This window comes from Acinetobacter sp. LipI_19, assembly GCF_058242925.1.
In genome coordinates, this window is record NZ_JBZAYK010000001.1 from 1,513,409 (window position 1) to 1,531,556 (window position 18,148).

Annotated in this window: 18 protein-coding genes; 8 read left to right on the forward strand and 10 right to left on the reverse strand. The window is 36.2% G+C overall.

The genetic code is table 11. The annotated features are described in order from the left end of the window. Position 1: 1 nt before the first annotated feature. From AC4CVF_RS07275 to AC4CVF_RS07290, 4 genes are all read left to right on the forward strand, one after another. On the forward strand, positions 2 to 412 hold the full coding sequence (locus tag AC4CVF_RS07275; protein ID WP_336951013.1) for a DUF6691 family protein: 411 nt from the start codon (positions 2 to 4) through the stop codon (positions 410 to 412). 6 nt (positions 413 to 418) lie between these two features. After that, positions 419 to 1,285 (forward strand): MBL fold metallo-hydrolase, encoded by an 867-nt coding sequence (locus AC4CVF_RS07280; protein ID WP_490789149.1) that lies wholly within the window; start codon positions 419 to 421, stop codon positions 1,283 to 1,285. Positions 1,286 to 1,818: 533 nt separating this feature from the next. Further along, complete coding sequence (locus AC4CVF_RS07285) at positions 1,819 to 3,927, forward strand: sensor domain-containing protein (protein WP_336951016.1); 2,109 nt, start codon at positions 1,819 to 1,821, stop codon at positions 3,925 to 3,927. Between the two features lie 494 nt (positions 3,928 to 4,421). Then, positions 4,422 to 5,477 carry a 3-deoxy-7-phosphoheptulonate synthase gene (locus tag AC4CVF_RS07290; RefSeq protein ID WP_490789150.1) on the forward strand — a complete coding sequence of 352 codons (1,056 nt, stop codon included), beginning with the start codon at positions 4,422 to 4,424 and terminating at the stop codon, positions 5,475 to 5,477. A gap of 105 nt (positions 5,478 to 5,582) precedes the next feature. On the opposite strand, the gene gcvH is transcribed toward AC4CVF_RS07290, so the two are convergent. The 8 genes from gcvH to AC4CVF_RS07330 form a co-directional block, all read right to left on the reverse strand. Further along, positions 5,583 to 5,957 (reverse strand): glycine cleavage system protein GcvH, encoded by a 375-nt coding sequence (gene gcvH, locus AC4CVF_RS07295; protein WP_419327245.1) that lies wholly within the window; start codon positions 5,955 to 5,957, stop codon positions 5,583 to 5,585. A 117-nt stretch (positions 5,958 to 6,074) separates the two neighbouring features. Next, positions 6,075 to 7,106 carry an AraC family transcriptional regulator gene (locus AC4CVF_RS07300; RefSeq protein WP_004720255.1) on the reverse strand — a complete coding sequence of 344 codons (1,032 nt, stop codon included), beginning with the start codon at positions 7,104 to 7,106 and terminating at the stop codon, positions 6,075 to 6,077. Positions 7,107 to 7,199: 93 nt separating this feature from the next. Next, the gene (locus tag AC4CVF_RS07305; protein ID WP_419327244.1) at positions 7,200 to 7,649 is read right to left on the reverse strand and encodes a MaoC family dehydratase; all 450 of its coding nucleotides are present in this window, start codon (positions 7,647 to 7,649) and stop codon (positions 7,200 to 7,202) included. 256 nt (positions 7,650 to 7,905) lie between these two features. Then, positions 7,906 to 8,394 (reverse strand): GNAT family N-acetyltransferase, encoded by a 489-nt coding sequence (locus AC4CVF_RS07310; RefSeq protein WP_336951032.1) that lies wholly within the window; start codon positions 8,392 to 8,394, stop codon positions 7,906 to 7,908. A gap of 180 nt (positions 8,395 to 8,574) precedes the next feature. Continuing rightward, a complete protein-coding gene (locus AC4CVF_RS07315; protein ID WP_336951033.1) occupies positions 8,575 to 9,774 on the reverse strand; it encodes an acyl-CoA dehydrogenase family protein in 1,200 nt (399 codons plus the stop codon). 24 nt (positions 9,775 to 9,798) lie between these two features. After that, positions 9,799 to 11,085: an acyl-CoA dehydrogenase family protein gene (locus tag AC4CVF_RS07320; RefSeq protein WP_490789916.1), complete on the reverse strand. Its 1,287-nt coding sequence runs from the start codon at positions 11,083 to 11,085 to the stop codon at positions 9,799 to 9,801. 258 nt (positions 11,086 to 11,343) lie between these two features. Further along, a complete protein-coding gene (locus tag AC4CVF_RS07325; protein WP_336951034.1) occupies positions 11,344 to 12,717 on the reverse strand; it encodes an ABC1 kinase family protein in 1,374 nt (457 codons plus the stop codon). 151 nt (positions 12,718 to 12,868) lie between these two features. After that, positions 12,869 to 13,174, reverse strand: a complete 306-nt coding sequence (locus AC4CVF_RS07330) for a hypothetical protein (RefSeq protein ID WP_336951036.1) — start codon at positions 13,172 to 13,174, stop codon at positions 12,869 to 12,871. 365 nt (positions 13,175 to 13,539) lie between these two features. Between AC4CVF_RS07330 and AC4CVF_RS07335 the strand changes: the two genes are divergently transcribed. From AC4CVF_RS07335 to aroC, 3 genes are all read left to right on the forward strand, one after another. Beyond that, positions 13,540 to 13,923 (forward strand): lysozyme inhibitor LprI family protein, encoded by a 384-nt coding sequence (locus tag AC4CVF_RS07335; RefSeq protein WP_490789151.1) that lies wholly within the window; start codon positions 13,540 to 13,542, stop codon positions 13,921 to 13,923. A gap of 114 nt (positions 13,924 to 14,037) precedes the next feature. Beyond that, the gene (gene prmB, locus AC4CVF_RS07340) at positions 14,038 to 15,048 is read left to right on the forward strand and encodes a 50S ribosomal protein L3 N(5)-glutamine methyltransferase (protein ID WP_336951038.1); all 1,011 of its coding nucleotides are present in this window, start codon (positions 14,038 to 14,040) and stop codon (positions 15,046 to 15,048) included. Between the two features lie 12 nt (positions 15,049 to 15,060). Further along, positions 15,061 to 16,155: a chorismate synthase gene (gene aroC / locus AC4CVF_RS07345; RefSeq protein WP_336951039.1), complete on the forward strand. Its 1,095-nt coding sequence runs from the start codon at positions 15,061 to 15,063 to the stop codon at positions 16,153 to 16,155. A 192-nt stretch (positions 16,156 to 16,347) separates the two neighbouring features. Here aroC and AC4CVF_RS07350 read toward each other — a convergent pair whose 3' ends face one another. Both AC4CVF_RS07350 and AC4CVF_RS07355 read right to left on the reverse strand, forming a co-directional pair. Then, a complete protein-coding gene (locus AC4CVF_RS07350) occupies positions 16,348 to 16,821 on the reverse strand; it encodes a hypothetical protein (RefSeq protein ID WP_004821699.1) in 474 nt (157 codons plus the stop codon). A 129-nt stretch (positions 16,822 to 16,950) separates the two neighbouring features. Continuing rightward, a complete protein-coding gene (locus tag AC4CVF_RS07355) occupies positions 16,951 to 17,430 on the reverse strand; it encodes a CinA family protein (RefSeq protein ID WP_419327240.1) in 480 nt (159 codons plus the stop codon). 454 nt (positions 17,431 to 17,884) lie between these two features. On the opposite strand from AC4CVF_RS07355, the gene AC4CVF_RS07360 reads away from it, so the two are divergent. Beyond that, positions 17,885 to 18,115: a hypothetical protein gene (locus AC4CVF_RS07360; RefSeq protein ID WP_419327239.1), complete on the forward strand. Its 231-nt coding sequence runs from the start codon at positions 17,885 to 17,887 to the stop codon at positions 18,113 to 18,115. Positions 18,116 to 18,148: the final 33 nt, after the last annotated feature.

Below are 18,148 nucleotides of genomic sequence, written 5' to 3' on the forward strand. Positions count from 1 at the left end.
CATGAAAAATATCTTTGCATTTATCTTTGGCGGGCTATTTTCTGTAGGTTTAATGCTTTCGGGTATGTCGAATCCAGCCAAAGTCATCGGTTTCTTAGATATATTCGGGCAGTGGGATCCAAGTCTGGCTTTTGTGATGATCGGCGCAATTGTAGTCGCATTTATTCCTTTTCAAAAAGCGATACGAAAACCAGTGACTGTGTTTAATGAAGTGATCGAATTACCAAAAAATACCCGACTCGATACAAAGTTAGTTGCAGGCGCTTTCATTTTTGGTATAGGTTGGGGAATTGCTGGAATTTGTCCAGCACCAGCATTTACATTGATTGGTTTAGGTTATTATCAAGCCCTATATTTTATTGTTGCCATGCTGTTTGGCGTGTTGATTCATCGCAAAGTGACAGGAGCATAATTTTTTATGAATCCATTTGTACAAGATTTTTTTGATGAAGCCAGTAATACCTTTAGTTATGTGGTGGTTGATCCTGCAACTCAATACTGTGCCATTATTGACAGTGTATTGGATTATGATGCGGCATCAGCAACAACATCGACAACACATGCAGACCATATTATTGAGTATATTCAAAAACATCATCTTACAGTGCAGTGGATTCTTGAAACACATGTACATGCAGATCATTTAACAGCTTCGCAATACTTAAAAGCACAGTTAGGTGGTCAAATCGCCATGAGTGAAAAAATTGTGACTGTTCAAGATATTTTTAGTCAAATTTATCATCTTGATTATGAAGCTTTAAAAGCACAGCATTCCTTTGATTATTTATTTAAAGATCATGAGATTTTTAAGATTGGCAAGTTAGAGGCATATAATCTACCTACGCCTGGTCATACCCCAGCTTGTTTGACCTATGTGATTGGTGATGCAGCCTTTGTTGGTGATACTTTGTTTATGCCTGATTATGGCACAGCGCGTTGTGATTTTCCAAAGGGCAGTGCTGCACAACTTTATGATTCTGTAATGAAAATTTTTAACTTACCCGAGTATACTCGGTTGTATTTATGCCATGATTACCTGTCAGAATCACGCCAAGATTTTCATTGTCAAACAAACATAAAGACCCAACGTGAAGAAAACATCCATATCCATACAGGAGTCACTAAACAAGCATTTATTACTATGCGGGAACAACGTGATGCTACATTGTCTATGCCGAAACTAATCCTTCCAGCTATTCAAATTAATATGAATGCAGGTCAATTTCCTGAGCCTGAAAAGAATGGTGTTCGTTATTTAAAATTACCTTTAAATTATTTTAGGTAAATTGCTTAAATTAAAATGTATTTATTAAATGATAATGATTTGAATTTTTATTCAATAATTTTTAGATTTAATAATCATGATTGTTTATTTAATTTTTTAAAATAATCTTCTTTAATATGCTTGAAAATTGCGCAATGATTGATTTGATTATGCATATTGTTAAGATTATTAGGAATAAGGGCAGAACTCAATGATGGAATTAAGTTTCTCTAGAAAAATCAAAAGAGAGAGCGGGATTACTGTTATTACAAAAGATAAAATTTATTTATCAATTTGATATTTAAGGATAATTTAAATAAATAAGGATTTGTCATAAATTTGAAACATACTTAAAAACTTAAAAGAATAGATTTTATAAGCTTTATTGTATACAATTTAAACTTATTACTTAAAGTGTGATTTGTGTCACATGACTATTTGAAAAAAATAATGACTCGACGCTTAAGTGATATATGAATCTGTGGTTATTTTAAATACATATAAGTTTGAACGATGGTTTATCTTAATTTTGCGTTGATAGATAGGATTAATTTATGGCAGGCATTTATTTACCTTTGCATTCGAGTTTGAATCAGGTGGATTCGTTTCCAAAGTCTATAAGTCCTCGATCTGCGCAAATTTTGAATGAAGTCAAAAAAGCTTTGGATTTGATACCCCACCTTATCTGGGTGACAAAGTTAGGGATTGGATATTGTAATACACCATTAAAAGAATTTATTGGTGTAGATACTCATCATATTTGTGATTCAGATTGGATTAAATGCTTACATCCAGATGATGCAGAGCATATCTACAATATTTGGATATCAGCGCAAAAAACTGGACAACGTTTTGAAAAAGAATGCCGTATCCGCCATGTGAATGGCGAATATCAATGGTTTTCGTTGATTGCACAAAGTACAGTTTATAAACAACAATTTTTTGATTGGACTATAACCTGTACCAATATTCATGATCGTGTAATGCTATTACGTGAAACCAATGAGTCATTAAAAGCCAATACCGATATGCTTGATGTAAGTGTCGACTGTATTAAAATTATCACACCAGATGGTTATGTTTCACAGATGAATAAATCTGGTTGTATTGCCTTACTAGGGCAAGAAAAAGTAAAAAATTTTGGTATGGAATGGCTTGCACTATTACCACCCGAAGTGCGTGAACAAGGCAAAAAAGCCATTAAAGAAGCTGTAAAAGGCAAGAATTCTAGATTTGCTGGTAAAAGTGTGTTTGGCAACTTAACCATGTATTGGGACAATATTTTAACCCCTGTTATCAATGAAAATGGTCAAACTACTAGCATTTTATGTGTTTCACGGGATATAACGAAACAACGTATTGCTGAAGAAAAATTAAGAGTTATTTGTGAATTTGATGAAATGACGAGTCTGATGAATCGTCGTGCATTTAAAAGAAAGTTAAAATCCTCTATTACTAAAGCCCGAGAGAATCGAAGTAAAATTGGATTATTACTAATTGATTTAGACCATTTTAAGTATATCAACGATACTTTAGGGCATTCTGCTGGTGATCATTTACTTAAAGTCTTGTCGAAGCGTCTCGCACATTGTTTAGATGACAATGCATATATCTCAAGACTAGATGGTGATGAATTTGCAGTAGTGATTGACCACGTGGAAAGTCATGAGCAGATTGAGGCTGTTTCCCAAAAATTATTGAAACAATTGGACGCACCTATTACTTATAGTGGTAAATTGCTCAATGGCGGAATGAGTATTGGCGGTTCAATTTTTCCGCAGGATGCCAAAGATGGTTCAGGTTTATTGAAATGTGCAGATGCTGCTTTAAATGATCTTAAAGAACAAGGTCGTGGTGGTATTCGTATGTTTGGTGTAGACATGTTTGAAATTGCTCAAGGCAAGGCGAAACAATTAATCACAGCACGTCAAATTATCCGTAATAATCAAGTTGAACCATTTTATCAACCTAAAGTGAAACTTGATGATTGCTCAATTATTGGTTTCGAAGCACTATTGAGATGGCGCGATCCAAAGGGAAATGTTTATTTACCAGCGACAGTTGCTGAAGCATTTAATGATTTTGAATTAGCAACCAAAATCAGTGAAACAATGCATGATAAAATATTTACAGATATTTCCCATTGGATCAAACAAGGCTTTAAAGTGTTGCCTGTTTCAATCAATGCTTCGCCTGTAGAGTTTATGCGGGATAATTATGCCGAGATTTTATTGAAGCGCTTAACCCAGTATGCAATTCCACACCATCTTGTTGAAATTGAAATTACTGAACATGTTTTGGCAGACCGTGGCTATGAATATGTCATCAGAGCGTTGAAAAAACTTAAACAAGAAGGCGTTCGAATTGCCTTAGATGATTTTGGAACAGGGCATTCATCGATGACACATATCCGAGATTACCCTGTAGATAGTTTAAAAATTGACTATAATTTTGTGAGTCGTATGCATGAAGAAAAGTCGATTAAAGCAATTGTGGAAGGTATTGCAAAATTAGGTCCAATCCTTTCTTTAGATATTATTGCAGAAGGGATTGAAACAATTCAGCAGCTTGAAAATTTAAGAGCCATGGGCTGTAAATTTGGCCAAGGTTTCTTATTTAGCCAAGCGATTTGTGCTAAACAAGTACAAGAAATGTTGAAGTGATGGGCTTTGGATTATCACCAATGATTAGGTTAAATTGTGTCTTAACTCAATCATTTGTATTCCATACATAAAATATAGAAAAACTTTAAAAAAGGGCTTGAAAAGTCTACAGACTACAGGTATTGTAAATTCAATATAGATTTTTATGAACGACATAAAGATGAAAAAGCAACCTGTAATCGCTACTTCTTATTATTTCTGGCAATTCTTTAGATAATTGCCTGAAGTCGTTCGGGCAATGAATTGGTTGCCCATCAAAGTTAATACCTGATCGGCAACACCGATCAGGTTTTTTTATATCTGAATGTTAAAAATATTTTGAATCAATTAAGTGTAAAGATTTTGGAGAATGTCATGATGAAATTTAACTACGTATACTTTAGCAACTTTTATTGGACTTACTTTGGTCAAGTGAAAAACCTGATCGCCCATTTGAATAGATCCCATACGCTCAAATAAAAGTTCGGACTTTATAGAGTCCAAAGGAATACATCATGAATGCACTAAATATTGCTTTACAACAAAATCAAACCATAGAAACTCAACTCAGTTTACCTTATGAGTTAAAAGAAAAATTTGCATTAAAACATAAGCTCACTTTACAAATCACTGAGCAACGCCAAACAATTGAAAATATTCTCGATGGTACAGATGACCGTTTATTGGTGATTACAGGCCCATGTTCTATTCATGATGAAAAATCCGCATTGGAATACGCAGATCGCTTAATACAATTACAAGAAAAAGTGTCAGATCAAATCTTTCTAGTGATGCGTGCATATATTGAAAAGCCACGTACAACAGTGGGTTGGAAAGGGTTTTTATACGATCCAAATTTAGATGGATCTGCTGATATGCAATTGGGTTTAGAAAAATCACGCCAATTGTATTTACAAATTATTGAAAAAGGTTTGCCGATCGCCAGTGAAATTCTAAGCCCTATGGCAACTGCATATTTTGATGATTTATTGGCTTGGGGGGCTATTGGTGCACGTACCAGCGAATCACAAATTCATCGTGAAATTTCAAGTCATATGCCTTTTAGTATTGGCTTTAAAAATGGGACAGATGGCTCGATTCAAATTGCTTTAGATGCAATCCAATCTGCAAGTCATCCTCATCAGTTTCTAGCCATGGGCCAAAAGGGATTGCCTTGTCTTGTACATAGTCATGGTAATCCTTTAGCACACATCATTTTACGTGGTTCAAATAAAGGCACAAACTATGATGCAGAATCGATCCAACAGATCCGCCAGCAGCATCAAGGGAAATTACCAGCATTGGTGATTGATTGTAGTCATGGTAACAGCAGTAAAGATCCTTTAAAGCAACCGTTGGTTTTACAGCAAATCATTGAAGAAAGACATGTGACCAAGGTACGTGGTGTAATGTTAGAAAGTCATTTGGTAGATGGTAATCAAAAAATCTCTTGTGATATGACTTATGGTCAATCTATTACAGACGGTTGTTTGGGGTGGAATAAGACGGAGCAATTGCTGTTGGATGTTGCAGAGCAGCTTTCGAAACATGAGTTGTTGCTGATGGCTTAATTAAATGCCTTTATATACTTTATTTAACGACAAAAACAAAAAAGATCAGACTCATCTGATCTTTTTGTGTTTAAACATTATTTTTAAGCATTAGTATTTTAAAAATTAAAGACCAGCTTCATATTCGCTATTGCTGAGTAACTTTTCAACATCTGCAATATTGTCTGGTTTAATTTTATAAATCCAACCTTTGCCATACGGGTCGTCATTCACAAAATCAGGATCATCTTCGAGGGCAGTATTCACTTCTACAACTTCACCAGAAACAGGCGCATGAATATCAGATGCTGTTTTAACGGATTCAACTACACCAGCTTGAGCACCAGCAACCACATGGCTACCCACTTCAGGCGCTTCAACGTAGACTAAGTCGCCTAAAGCATCTTGAGCATGGTCAGAAATACCAGTAATCACAAGATCACCTTCAATTTTTACCCATTCATGTGTAGCTGCATATTTCAAATTTGAAGGATGATTCATAATGACTCCATTAATCAATTTATTTTTGGCACGAGTTATACAGGTTTTTTAATCAAAACAGAAAGCAGAGATACTGATAAACTTATTCATCGAAACAAATAATCGTGATAAATCACATTATAAGTATGGGTCTTTGCGCCAACTACTTGGGCTACGACCACTCCAGCGTTTAAATGCACGACTAAAGTTTGCAACATCACTATAACCGAGTTCATCTGCAATTTGTTCCAGTGTATAGTCAGTACGGGAAAGTAACGATGTGGCATGGCGATAACGTACTTCATCTACCAGTGTAGAGAAAGAAGTACCTTCGGCAGCCAACTGACGCTTTAATGTACGGTCTGACATATGCAGACGATCTGCGACATTTTCAATACTTAAATAATGCTGTTCCGAATGGGTCAAGATATCACGTACACGCATCGCCAAACGACGTCTTTCACCCAAAGCTGAAAGTTCTGCTTCACATTGATTAATCGCAATTTGACTGGCAATCGGGTCAGCATTGACCATTTTTAAGCCCAAGTAGGATTTGTCAAAACTTGCAATGAGATGTGGCTGTTCAAAACGCATATTGTATTGCTTTGCCAGTTTCTCGATGTATTTGTCAAAACCATCAGGTTTGGGAAAATCAAAATCGATATCGCCATGCAAATAATCAATGCCGGTTAAGGCTTTTGCCATGGTCATGATACCAAAGGTTAGCCCCATCACAATTTCTGTGCGCAAAGGTTCGATTTCGATATCACATTGCAATTGAAGTGTGGCTTTTTCACCAAAAGTCGAGAAATACAATTGTAGAAAGGGCATACGCAACTGGATAAAACGGTTGGCTAAAACAAGCGCATCGGTAATATCGTGTGCTGTCATGATGGCATAACCAATAAAGCCATGAATGGAAATACGCATTTGTGTACCGAGATGAAAGCCTAAGGTGCTTTCACCGGTAAGTTTTAATGCATGTTTAATCAATTCATTGGCAAGCGGTGTTGGGATCCGACACTCAGGATCTGCTAACTGTTCACTGGTAAAATTAAAGGGTGCGAAAAGTGTTTCTGCGCTATATCCCCAACGAGAAACAATATCTAGTAATAATAGTCCATAAACACCAGGAATTCCCTGATCTTGGCGAGCTGAGACTGTTTTCATGTGCTTTCCATTGCTCTGAACATTGTTTTTACTTGTTTAATCATATTGTCATGATATGGAAAAACCCTTAAATATTGTAAGACAAATTTAGGATTAATGTGCATCAAAATTGCGTTTAAAGACCACAATTTTAGTGGTTGAAATCAACAATACATCATCATCTTGATTTTTTGCTTGTGTTACATAGGTCACAATTGCGCGATCATTTTTGGTTTTAGACGGCAGGATAGCCACAACTTCGACATCAACATGTATTTTATCGCCCACACGTGTGGGTTTTGGCCATCTTAAACTTGATTCTGAACCAATTAAGCCATAAGCAACAGGGAAGCATTCTGTCCAAAGACGCATAGTAACTGCAGACGTATGCCATCCACTTGCAGCAAGTCCTTTAAAAATCGGGTGATCTTTGGCTTTTTCAGCATCAGTATGGAAAATTTGCGGATCATACTTATGCGCAAACTCTAAAACCTCATCCAAAGTCATTTCGTACTCACGACTTTTAAAACGATCGCCTATATTTAAATCTTCCAAGTACAACATTGTTTATACATTCCCTTAATTTCACACAATACTCATAAATAATGATGTTCTACGCATAAAAATTAAATTATCTAAACTCTTTCATTGTAAGTCACCATTAAGCAATTTCAATGACTGTTTTTGCCAGTCATCATTTTTTTAAGTCGTATTGAAATATCAATCAAAATATAGAATGATTCAGATCATAATAACATTGTCTAATGTCCTGAAAGTAATGAAAATACGACCAAAGTGAATTGAGCAAGCTCAAGACGCGTTAAAGCAATGTTTTAAGCATCCAAACTTCACAAACATGGCTATGACCAGTATTACCTTTAGGTTCCGATAAATGCTTAAAGCCTAACTTTTCATAGAGTTTAATGGCTTGCCATAAATCTTGTGTAGTTTCTAAATAACAGGATTGAAAGCCTTGTTGTTGTGCAAATTCGAAACACTTTTCAAGAATTAGTTTGGCAAAGCCTAAACCACGAAGTTCAGGCAAAAAATACATCTTTTGAATCTCTAATATGCTTGCATCTCCTTGTAATGGTGAAAGTCCTCCACCGCCAACAACTCGACCATTTATATCCTCAATGACCCAGTATTGAGCATTAGGTTGAGCGTATACCTGATATAAATCATCTAAAATCGGATCGGCCACTGCGAAGCCTGATTCAGGGGCTAAGCCAAATTCTTTAGATACTTCACGAATGACTTGTGCGATCGATGGATTGTCTTGTATTTGTATCGTTCTAATTTGGTACATAAGTAAATGAAAATAAAAAAGGTAGAATTTTTATAACAAAAATTCTACCTTTTGTGATCAGTTAAAAATTCAACTGATCAAAACTTTACCACTTGAATAGTTGTATAGGGTCTGTTGACAATTTGTCTAGTTATGAAATGCCAACAAACCCTAAGTAAATTTACAAGTTTTGCTACTAGGCTATTTTAATTCACTTGAAGATTTACCCAATTCTCGACGGGCAATAATCAGCTGTTGAATCTGTTGCGTTCCCTCAAAAATATCTAGAATTTTTGAATCACGCGCCCATTTTTCTAATAATTCATCTTCGTTATAACCCATACTAGCAGCCAGCTCTACACATTTTAAAGTGATTTCATTGCAAATACGCCCAGCTTTTGCTTTGGCGATAGAAGCTTCACGAGAGTTTGGTTTTTTATTATCCGCCATCCATGTGGCTTTTATGGTGAGTAAACGTGCAGCTTCCCATTCTGCCTCCATCCGATAGATTTGCGCAGCCAAATTTGAGGTTTGCAAATATGGGGTTGCATAGTCGAGATCTAGTTCATCTTTAAAGATTTCTTTGATGCGCTCTAGAGAAGCTTTGGCACAGCCTACTGCCATAGCTGCAACTAGTGGGCGGGTATTATCAAAAGTTTCCATCACACCCGCAAAACCTTTGGCTACATCAATTTCTGCATTACCGAGTAAGTTGACTCCAGGTACACGACAGTCAATAAAACTAATTGCTGCTGTATCGGATGCTTTAATACCTAGTTTATGTTCAAGACGTTCTACCTTCATACCAGGTGTGCCTTTTGGTACTACAAAAGATTTAATCGCAGCACGCCCCAATTTCTTATCCAAAGTTGCCCAAACCACGACTGAGTCAGCACGTTCCCCAGAGGTGACAAATATTTTTTCACCGTTCAGAATGTAATCATCACCATCTTTGGTTGCGGTTGTACGAATCGCAGCAGAGTCAGAACCACAACCAGGTTCAGTGATGGCCATCGCAGCCCATGTTCCTTTAAAACGCTCAAGCTGTTCATCATTGGCGACGGCAGCAATGGCTGAATTTCCCAGTCCTTGACGTGGCATGGTCAGCAATAGGCCTGTATCGCCATAACACATTTCAATCACACCCAATGCAGTCGACATATTTGTGCCATTTTTATTATTACTGTCTGTATCGCCACGTTTATTAATCGCAGCACCAGCGTTGAGTCCATCGCCACCATCGTTCATGCCATCTAGTAACGATGCGAGCATATCGAGTTCTTTTGGATAGGCATGTTCCGCTTTGTCGTATTTACGAGAAATTGGACGTAAAACATTTAAAGCAGTTTCATGTGCTTGATCTAAAAGCATTTGGAATTTTTTTGGATTTTGTAAATTCATGATTTTTATCCTTTATCTTCTAAGTTAAGCGTGTAAGCCAGAATGTAGAACGGCAGTTGCACGTAAGTCACGGTACCAACGCTCAGCTGGATGTTCCTTAGTAAAACCATGTCCACCTAAAATTTGCACACCATCTGTACCAATTTTCATGGATTTTTCTGCACAAAGTAGACGGGCTAAATACGCTTCTCTATGGAAGGGTTGTCCTGCTTCTGCAAGACTTGCTGCATTTAAAATCAGCATACGCATTGCATCAATTTCAATCGCCATATCTGCGATCATAAATGCTACACTTTGACGGTGTGAAATGGGTTCACCAAATGCAATACGTTCATTGGCATATTTGATGCTGTAATCTTTAACCGCTTCACAAGTACCAACAGCCATTGCACACCACATTAAATTGCCTAAATCTAAAAATGCAGCGTAATTAAAATCGTCATCACCCAAACGTTGGGCTGGGGTATTGTCAAATTTCAAGCTTACCGTTTCCGTTGCTTTTAAACCCATTGCAGGTGTTTTTTTCACTGTAATACTTGGATCTCGCTTTACAACGAAAACATCCGCTTGACCTTTAAAGTCAGCATTAACAAGGAATAAATCTGCTGTTGCACCTAATAGCACTAAAGTTTTTTCTCCAGTAATGCTGAATTGTCCGTTGTTGGCAGTTGCTTTAGTTTTTAAATGTAATGGATTAAATGCAGGGGTTGCTTCTTGTACTGCAAAAGTGGCTTGAATATCGGTATCATTGGCAAAATTGGGCAAATAAACAGATTGAACTTGTTCAGAACCCCATTGAGTAATTGCATTGATGACACTAAAAGTAGAGAGCAGACCTGCAGCAAGTGAAAAATCACCTTTAGCTAAGCGTTCAGCAATTAAAATATTACTCACAATATTTTTTTCAGATGCGACACCACCTAAAGCTTCAGGCAGTGCATAGTAATTTAGACCTAAATCGGTACTGTGTTGCCAAAGCTCAGCTGGAAACTTTTCGTCGTGATCCGCTTGATGAGCCAATTGATAAAGTACTTCGGAAGCAAATTGATCCATGGCATCCACAGTCATTTGCTGTTCTTCAGTCAAGCTCAGATCAAATAGGGACTTTTGTTGGTTGGGTAAACGTTGTTTGGTTACATTTGAATCTGATTTAAAGGCTTTTTGTGTAGCACTTAAGGTTTTAAAACCTGCTTTAGACCCTTGATAAAGAGATCTTTCAATAAATTTGCGCAATTTAAACTGATCAAGTAAATCACTACCTGCAATTTTTGTAATTAGATTTAAACCCAAACCTTGAGCTTTATTTACCATATTGGTCATGCCGAAGTCCCTGTATTTTAGTGTCGGTATACATCAATCCTGACATGCATAAATATAAAAAACCATGTCAAAGCTGACAAACTGATTGACCATAGATGAATGGTAGAGTTAAGGGTTTATAAGTTTTTAATATTTTGATTTTTATAAATTATTTTAAAATAAAAATACCCAACATTTGTTGGGTATTGGTAAAAGTGACATTTTAAAAACTTTTAAAATCTCTTTTAACTTGTATGAAAACTAAAAAGATTAAACAAAAGGTACAATCATTTTACGAACATTAGTCTTTGCTTCAATCACCGTCATAAATGTATAAGCACCAATAAATTTACGACTGATAAACATAAATTCTTTTGGTGGAATACTGAAGTAACGTGAAGCCATTGATTTTGAAGCACGTTGCATCACACGGCTATGCAACTGGCTTTTTTTCCAGTCATAACGATTATGTTGATCCATCACGCCAGCGGGTAAATCTGGATTATTTAAAGGTGTACTAAAGGCTTCTGTTGCCAATAAAAATACTTTTGCCATATCGGGTTTAATGCTTAGGGGCATGGCATCAAAGAACTCATAGCCTGACATTGCCTTGACCATAGCTTCAGCATCGTGGTTATAACCGGCTTTAATTAAATTACAGGCAACACCAAGGAGTTGATCATCAAACTGACGTATTGCACCAAAATCTAATAAAATAATTTTGTCTTTTATATCTTCACCATTACCCAAGCGAACAAGGTAATTACCAAAGTTAGGATCGGTTTGCATTTCGCCCCACTCAAACAATTCACGGACTGCGATTTCAAGTGATGCTTCACCTAAAAGATTTCGGCGCTCTTGCGGTAAAGATAACATGACAGGGCTGTTGATGGGGACACCACGTTCAAAGGTCATGCACAGGACTTGATTGGTACAATAGTCATCAATAATTTGTGGCACGCCATAACGTGGATCTTCTTTAAGTCGCTGGCCAAAACGACGGGTTGTTGCCGCTTCAACTTTATAATCAACTTCACGATGCATCATTTCACGAACTTCATCAAACCACTGATCGAACTCACGGGTTTGTGGCACCATACGTGTCAATTTAAGCATATTTCGAAATAGGCTCATATCTGAGTCTATGGCGTCAGCTACACCTGGATATTGGATTTTAAGAACCAACTCTAATCCATCTGACTTACGTGTTGCGCGGTGAACCTGAGCCAGAGAAGCTGTACCAATCGGCTCATGATCAATGGTGAGATCGTTGAGTTTTGAACCCAATTGACTGACCAATTGCTCTTTAATCGCAGGCCATGCAAGGGCAACTGTTTGATTATTGAGGGTGTTTAATGCTTGAGTAATTTCTTCAGGTAAAAAATGCTCGCCATAAAGCGCCATCATTTGACCGATTTTAACAATTGAGCCTTTTAGCTTACCAATTTCTTGAACAAGGTAATTGGCTTGTTCCTTCATCGCTTGTTTACGTTTTTTTTCTTTTTCTTCTTCACTTGAAAAGATTGAACTCGCACTTGAAGCTGCCCAGCGTGTACCTGCCAATAATGATGCTTTTGCGATTGATAAGCGACGATCCATTGATGAGGTTTTTAACTGTTTGAGCTTTTCGTTCTGATCTGACATGAAGATAAAATCCTTTAAAAGAGATTCGAAAAGATAAAAAGATGACTAATTGTAAGGAATATTACATGGAATGACTGTATTTAAACAGTTCAATTCGCTGAATGGAGGAATTAAATTAATTTCATCAAAATAGCCTAAGCAATATTAAAATTTACATTCTAAATTGGATTTTGAGCTCTTTCCGAAGTATTAAACCTTGCTTATTAGAAGCAATGTAATTAATGATCAGATCCTTAACACTTTGATTGGTAAAACCCAGTGCATAACCTTTAACAATGATTATGCTTGGCAAGCTAAAGAAAAAATATTTTACATCATCTAGAGAAGCCGGTTCATAAACACCTTGTTCTGTAAGGGTTTGTTGAAAAAATTGCTTTTCAATTTTGACATTTGGAGTGGATTCATCATCCCACCATGACTGACGCATTGCCATGAGGTTATTATGTTTGTAGCTCATAAATTAACTAAATTCATAAATATTTAAAAACTTATTGTATATATAAAGGTGAAATGACCTAATTTCAAGTTAAGTGCTCAATCTCAGCAATTTAGCCACAAATAAGTTGATATTTTATAACCATGAAGATCGATTTTTTTAAAACATATAATAATAGCTTGAAAATAAATCTGAAAAATTAGTGATATGGTGTAACAAAGTTGATTGCTTTAAATCAATTTTTAACCACAATTTATCTACAATGATTGTATTTAGTTTCAAATCTTTTACACTCTTCTACATAGCTGATTATTTAAAATTAGCGCCTTAGTTCTTTGGATTAAGAGTTTTTGAATTAAAATAATGATTTTGGGATAGGGAATTGGATGTATTTAAAATATTGGGGTATCAGTTTAGTTGTATTATTGCCGATGCAAATACAGGCGATCGGCTATAGTTCAGAGTATTTAAACTGTATGAATTCGGCAGGTTCGAGCTCAGCAACACTTGCCAGTTGTATGAAAATAGAGTTGAGTAAACAAGATGATCGTTTGAAATCATTATTTAAACAGACACTGGACCTGTATACAGATAAGCAACAGAAAGTTCAAAAGAAATATCAGAAACAATGGCTTAAACTTCGAGAACAGCAGTGTGATGAGTCGAATAAATCAGTTTCAGATGATTATAAAATGAAGTATTACAATTGTGCGCTTAAACAAACAGTCAATAGAGCCAATATCTTAGAGAAACAAAGCTATCGTTTATAGTGCTTTATTGCGCTATAAAATAATTGCTAAGTAAATTGTCGTAAAGCATTATAAATGTCATGCAAAACAAGGTATCATAAGGCGTTTAAAAATATGACCTTGGAGAAACCTTAAGTGGATCGACCGACTATTAGCCCTGAACATTTACAGGAAGCTGCTGAAAACCTATCAACAATTCGTGATTTTATTCGTTTTGGGGTTACAGCTTTACGTCAATACGATGCACATTTGGGTCAAGGTACAGAAGATTATTTTGCAGAAAGTTCTGCCTTGGTGTTACAGACGCTTTCTTTAGAATGGAAGGCGGATGCTGAAATTTTAGATTCAAAATTATTGCCAAGTGAAAAAGCTGAGTTTTTAAATTTACTCGAACGTCGTGTAAATGAAAGAATTCCAACCTCTTATTTACTTAACCTCGCTTATTTCTTTGGTAAGCCATTCTATGTTGATGAGCGTGTGTTAATTCCTCGTTCACCGATTGCTGAATTGATCGAAAACCGTTTTGCACCTTATTGTTTAGATGAAAATGGACAAACACGTGCAGGCGTGAATAATTTACCTGAAAACCCAAATCCAAAAACACCACAGCGTATCTTAGATATGTGTACGGGTTCAGGTTGTATTGCGATCGCGCTGGCATATGCATTCCCTGATTCAGAAGTAGATGCAACTGATATTTCTAAAGAAGCATTAGAAGTGGCTTCTATTAATGCGGAGCACCACAATAAGCAATATCAGGTGGCTTTGCTTGAGTCAGATTTGTTTGCCAAAATTCCAGCTGAAAATCAATATGATTTGATCGTTTCAAATCCACCGTATGTGGATGCCGAAGATATGGCAGATCTCCCGGATGAATTTCATCATGAACCTGAACTTGCTTTAGCTGCTGGTCAAGATGGTTTGGATTTAGTTCGAAAAATGTTGGCTCAAGCTGCTGATTATTTAACTGAAGACGGTTTAATCGTGATTGAAGTAGGTAACTCAGAATGGGCAATGAAACAGAATTTTAATACGATTGATTTTTACTGGTTACAGTTCCAAAAAGGCGGTACAGGTATTTTTGCTTTGACTGCTGAACAATGTCGTACATTCCGTGATTTATTTATTCAATCTATTCAAGCTTAAGGAGTCGTAAGCATGGCAGGTAACAGTATTGGACAACTCTTCCGTGTAACGACTTGTGGTGAATCTCACGGCGTAGGCTTGATGGCAATTGTTGATGGTGTGCCACCGGGTCTTGAATTATCTGCTGAAGATTTACAAATTGATTTAGATCGTCGTAAACCGGGAACGTCTAAGTTTGCTACTCAGCGTAAAGAGCCAGATGAGGTTGAAATCATTTCTGGAGTTTTTGAAGGTAAAACGACAGGAACTTCGATTGGTTTATTGATCCGTAATACAGATCAAAAATCTAAAGATTATGGCAATATTGCGCAAACTTTCCGTCCAGGCCATGCAGATTACACCTATACGCAAAAGTATGGTTTCCGTGATTATCGTGGTGGTGGTCGTTCAAGTGCACGTGAAACGGCGATGCGTGTGGCAGCGGGTGCGATTGCAAAGAAATTTCTTTTTGAGAAATTTGCGATTGTGATTCGTGGGCATGTGACGCAAATTGGTACAGAAAAAGCACAAGCTTTAGATTGGAATGAAGTTCCCAATAATCCATTCTTCTGTGGTGATGTCAATGCAGTTCAACGTTTTGAAGCGCTGGTGACATCATTGCGTGAACAGGGTACCAGTTGTGGTGCAAAGCTTGAAATCCTTGCAGAAAAAGTACCTGTAGGTTGGGGTGAACCCGTATTTGATCGTTTAGATGCTGATATTGCCCATGCCATGATGTCAATCAATGCGGTGAAAGGTGTTGAAATTGGTGATGGTTTTGCAGTTGCAGAACAATTTGGTCATCAAACACGTGATGAACTTAGCACCGATGGGTTTTTAGCCAATCATGCTGGTGGTATTCTCGGGGGTATTTCTTCAGGTCAAACCATTCGCGTAGCGATTGCGTTAAAACCAACCGCAAGTATTACCACACCAGGAAAAACCATCAATCTAGATCGTGAAGATACAGATGTCCTCACCAAAGGTCGGCATGATCCTTGTGTGGGCGTGCGTGCGACACCTATTGCTGAAGCCATGCTTGCCATTGTATTGATGGATCATTTTATGCGTCACCGTGCACAAAATGCGGATGTGGTTGCACCATTTGCCCCAATTGAACCTAAATAGCAAATATATTTGAGATAAGAGAGGGTATTTTAGTTTTGAAATATCTTTAATTATGAGAGTAAATTTCAAATGATTTGTCTTTACTTAACAAATTTAGGTCAATGCGAATGGATTCATTATTTTAAGTTAAAGATTTTCAGTTAAAAAAACCAGACATTTTGTCTGGTTTTTTTATATCTATTCTGCTCAGTCTTATTGAGTAACAATTTGACCTGTATAACCCTTTAAGAACGTTAGGTACGCAGAAGATTGTTGACCATCTGCCTTTAAGATTGAACGTTCAACATCGCCCTGATTGGTGACCAATTTAAGTGAAATTTCTTTACCATTACGGAATGAGTTAAGAAAACTGACTGGAACATTAATCGAGTTTGATGAAACTGTACCCGCATATTGGGTCGTGTTAATGGTTGAATATGTATACGGCTGGCCATCCACTAAGAAAACAAATTGGGTAATATCATATTTTGTTGGGTTGTTAATTTCTGCTGTGATTTTAAAGCCATCACGGACTTCATCTTTCCAACGCATAGATAGTTCAGGGCAAACTTCATTTGCTTCACAGATTAAAGGGCCTTTTGTAACAACTCTTTCTGGATAAGAGCCAGCACAACCCGCCAAAGTTAAACATGCTAAAGAAGAAATTACTGCAAATTGAAGTTTCATACCGCTTCCTAATAAGCTCATTTGTGTTATTGATATGTTGATAATCTAGGTAAAATTTAACGCTTTTTAGTTAAAAAGTGAATTAAATATTTCAGTAATTTGTATTTTAGTTAAGGCATAGCATAAATCTTAAACAATATTTAAGATTTTTAATATTTCCTTTGCAATATTCTCAGTCAATTGATTTAGTCGAGTCAACGGCTCACCTTCAATAAAATATTTAAAATTTGATAACCTGTTTTGATAATAGATTGAGATAAAGAAAGTACCTTCTGGTTTTTCAAGACTCGCACTACCACCTGGTTTAAGTAAGCCCGTACAACTGACAATGATATCTGCAGCTGTAAAGAGCTTTTTTCCTTGAATTGCCATTGCTTGAGTAACTTCAACTGATTCAGCACTATATTTTTCGATGAGGGATGGATCAACTTGTAAAATTGAAATTTTAATAGAGGGGGCGTAACTGACTAAACCGCCTAATAAAATATCTGCACCACTGTTTTTATAGATCGAAAATTGGCTGGATAAATAACCAGAACTTGCACTTTCAATAAATGCGATTGTTAAATTCTTTCTTTCAAGCAGATCACAACATTGTTTTAAAAGCATAAGTATGACTCTAAAATAATTATTGATATTCAATAATTTAACTATAAGTAAATTGAAAAAATTTGCAAGAAAACTATGTGGAAAGTAGGCATACTCATCGTGTATTTATTTAATTAATTATAAAAATTAATATGTTAGATTGATTTTTATCAATAATAATAAAATAACTAAAAAGAAATTGTGGTTGAAATAGGTTTGTCATATTTATTTGCCATAATGTCTGCACAAACAACAAAAACCAAGAATAAGCATTAAATAACAATCAAAAAAAGTTTAAAAGAATAATCAGCGTAAAGTCTGTAAATATGCAGTCAACCCACTCTTCAACAGGTGGGTTTTCCTTTTTTGGGCCAATCGTAGAATTACTGTGCAATATGGTGAATTTATATATTTCAAACCTGCCAAAAGGTGATATAAATAAAAATAAAGTGCATATGAAAATGGAGTACGAATCATGAAAACGACAGTTAAGTATGTTGTCCTAAAAAGTAGAGAATATCAGCTTGGCACCGCTTTATTTGAAGAAAGTATTGAAGCCGAAGGAAATTATTTTGATCAAATTCCCGATATCATTCACTATCAAAATCATAATTTTAAAGTAAAGTCCAAAGAACTTAGCCGTAAGCAAATTTTTGATGATTTTGAAGAATCTCAAACCATTTTAGTCAAAGTTATCGCGGTTTAATAATTTTCCCAAGTTGTCTTTGCTATGGACATT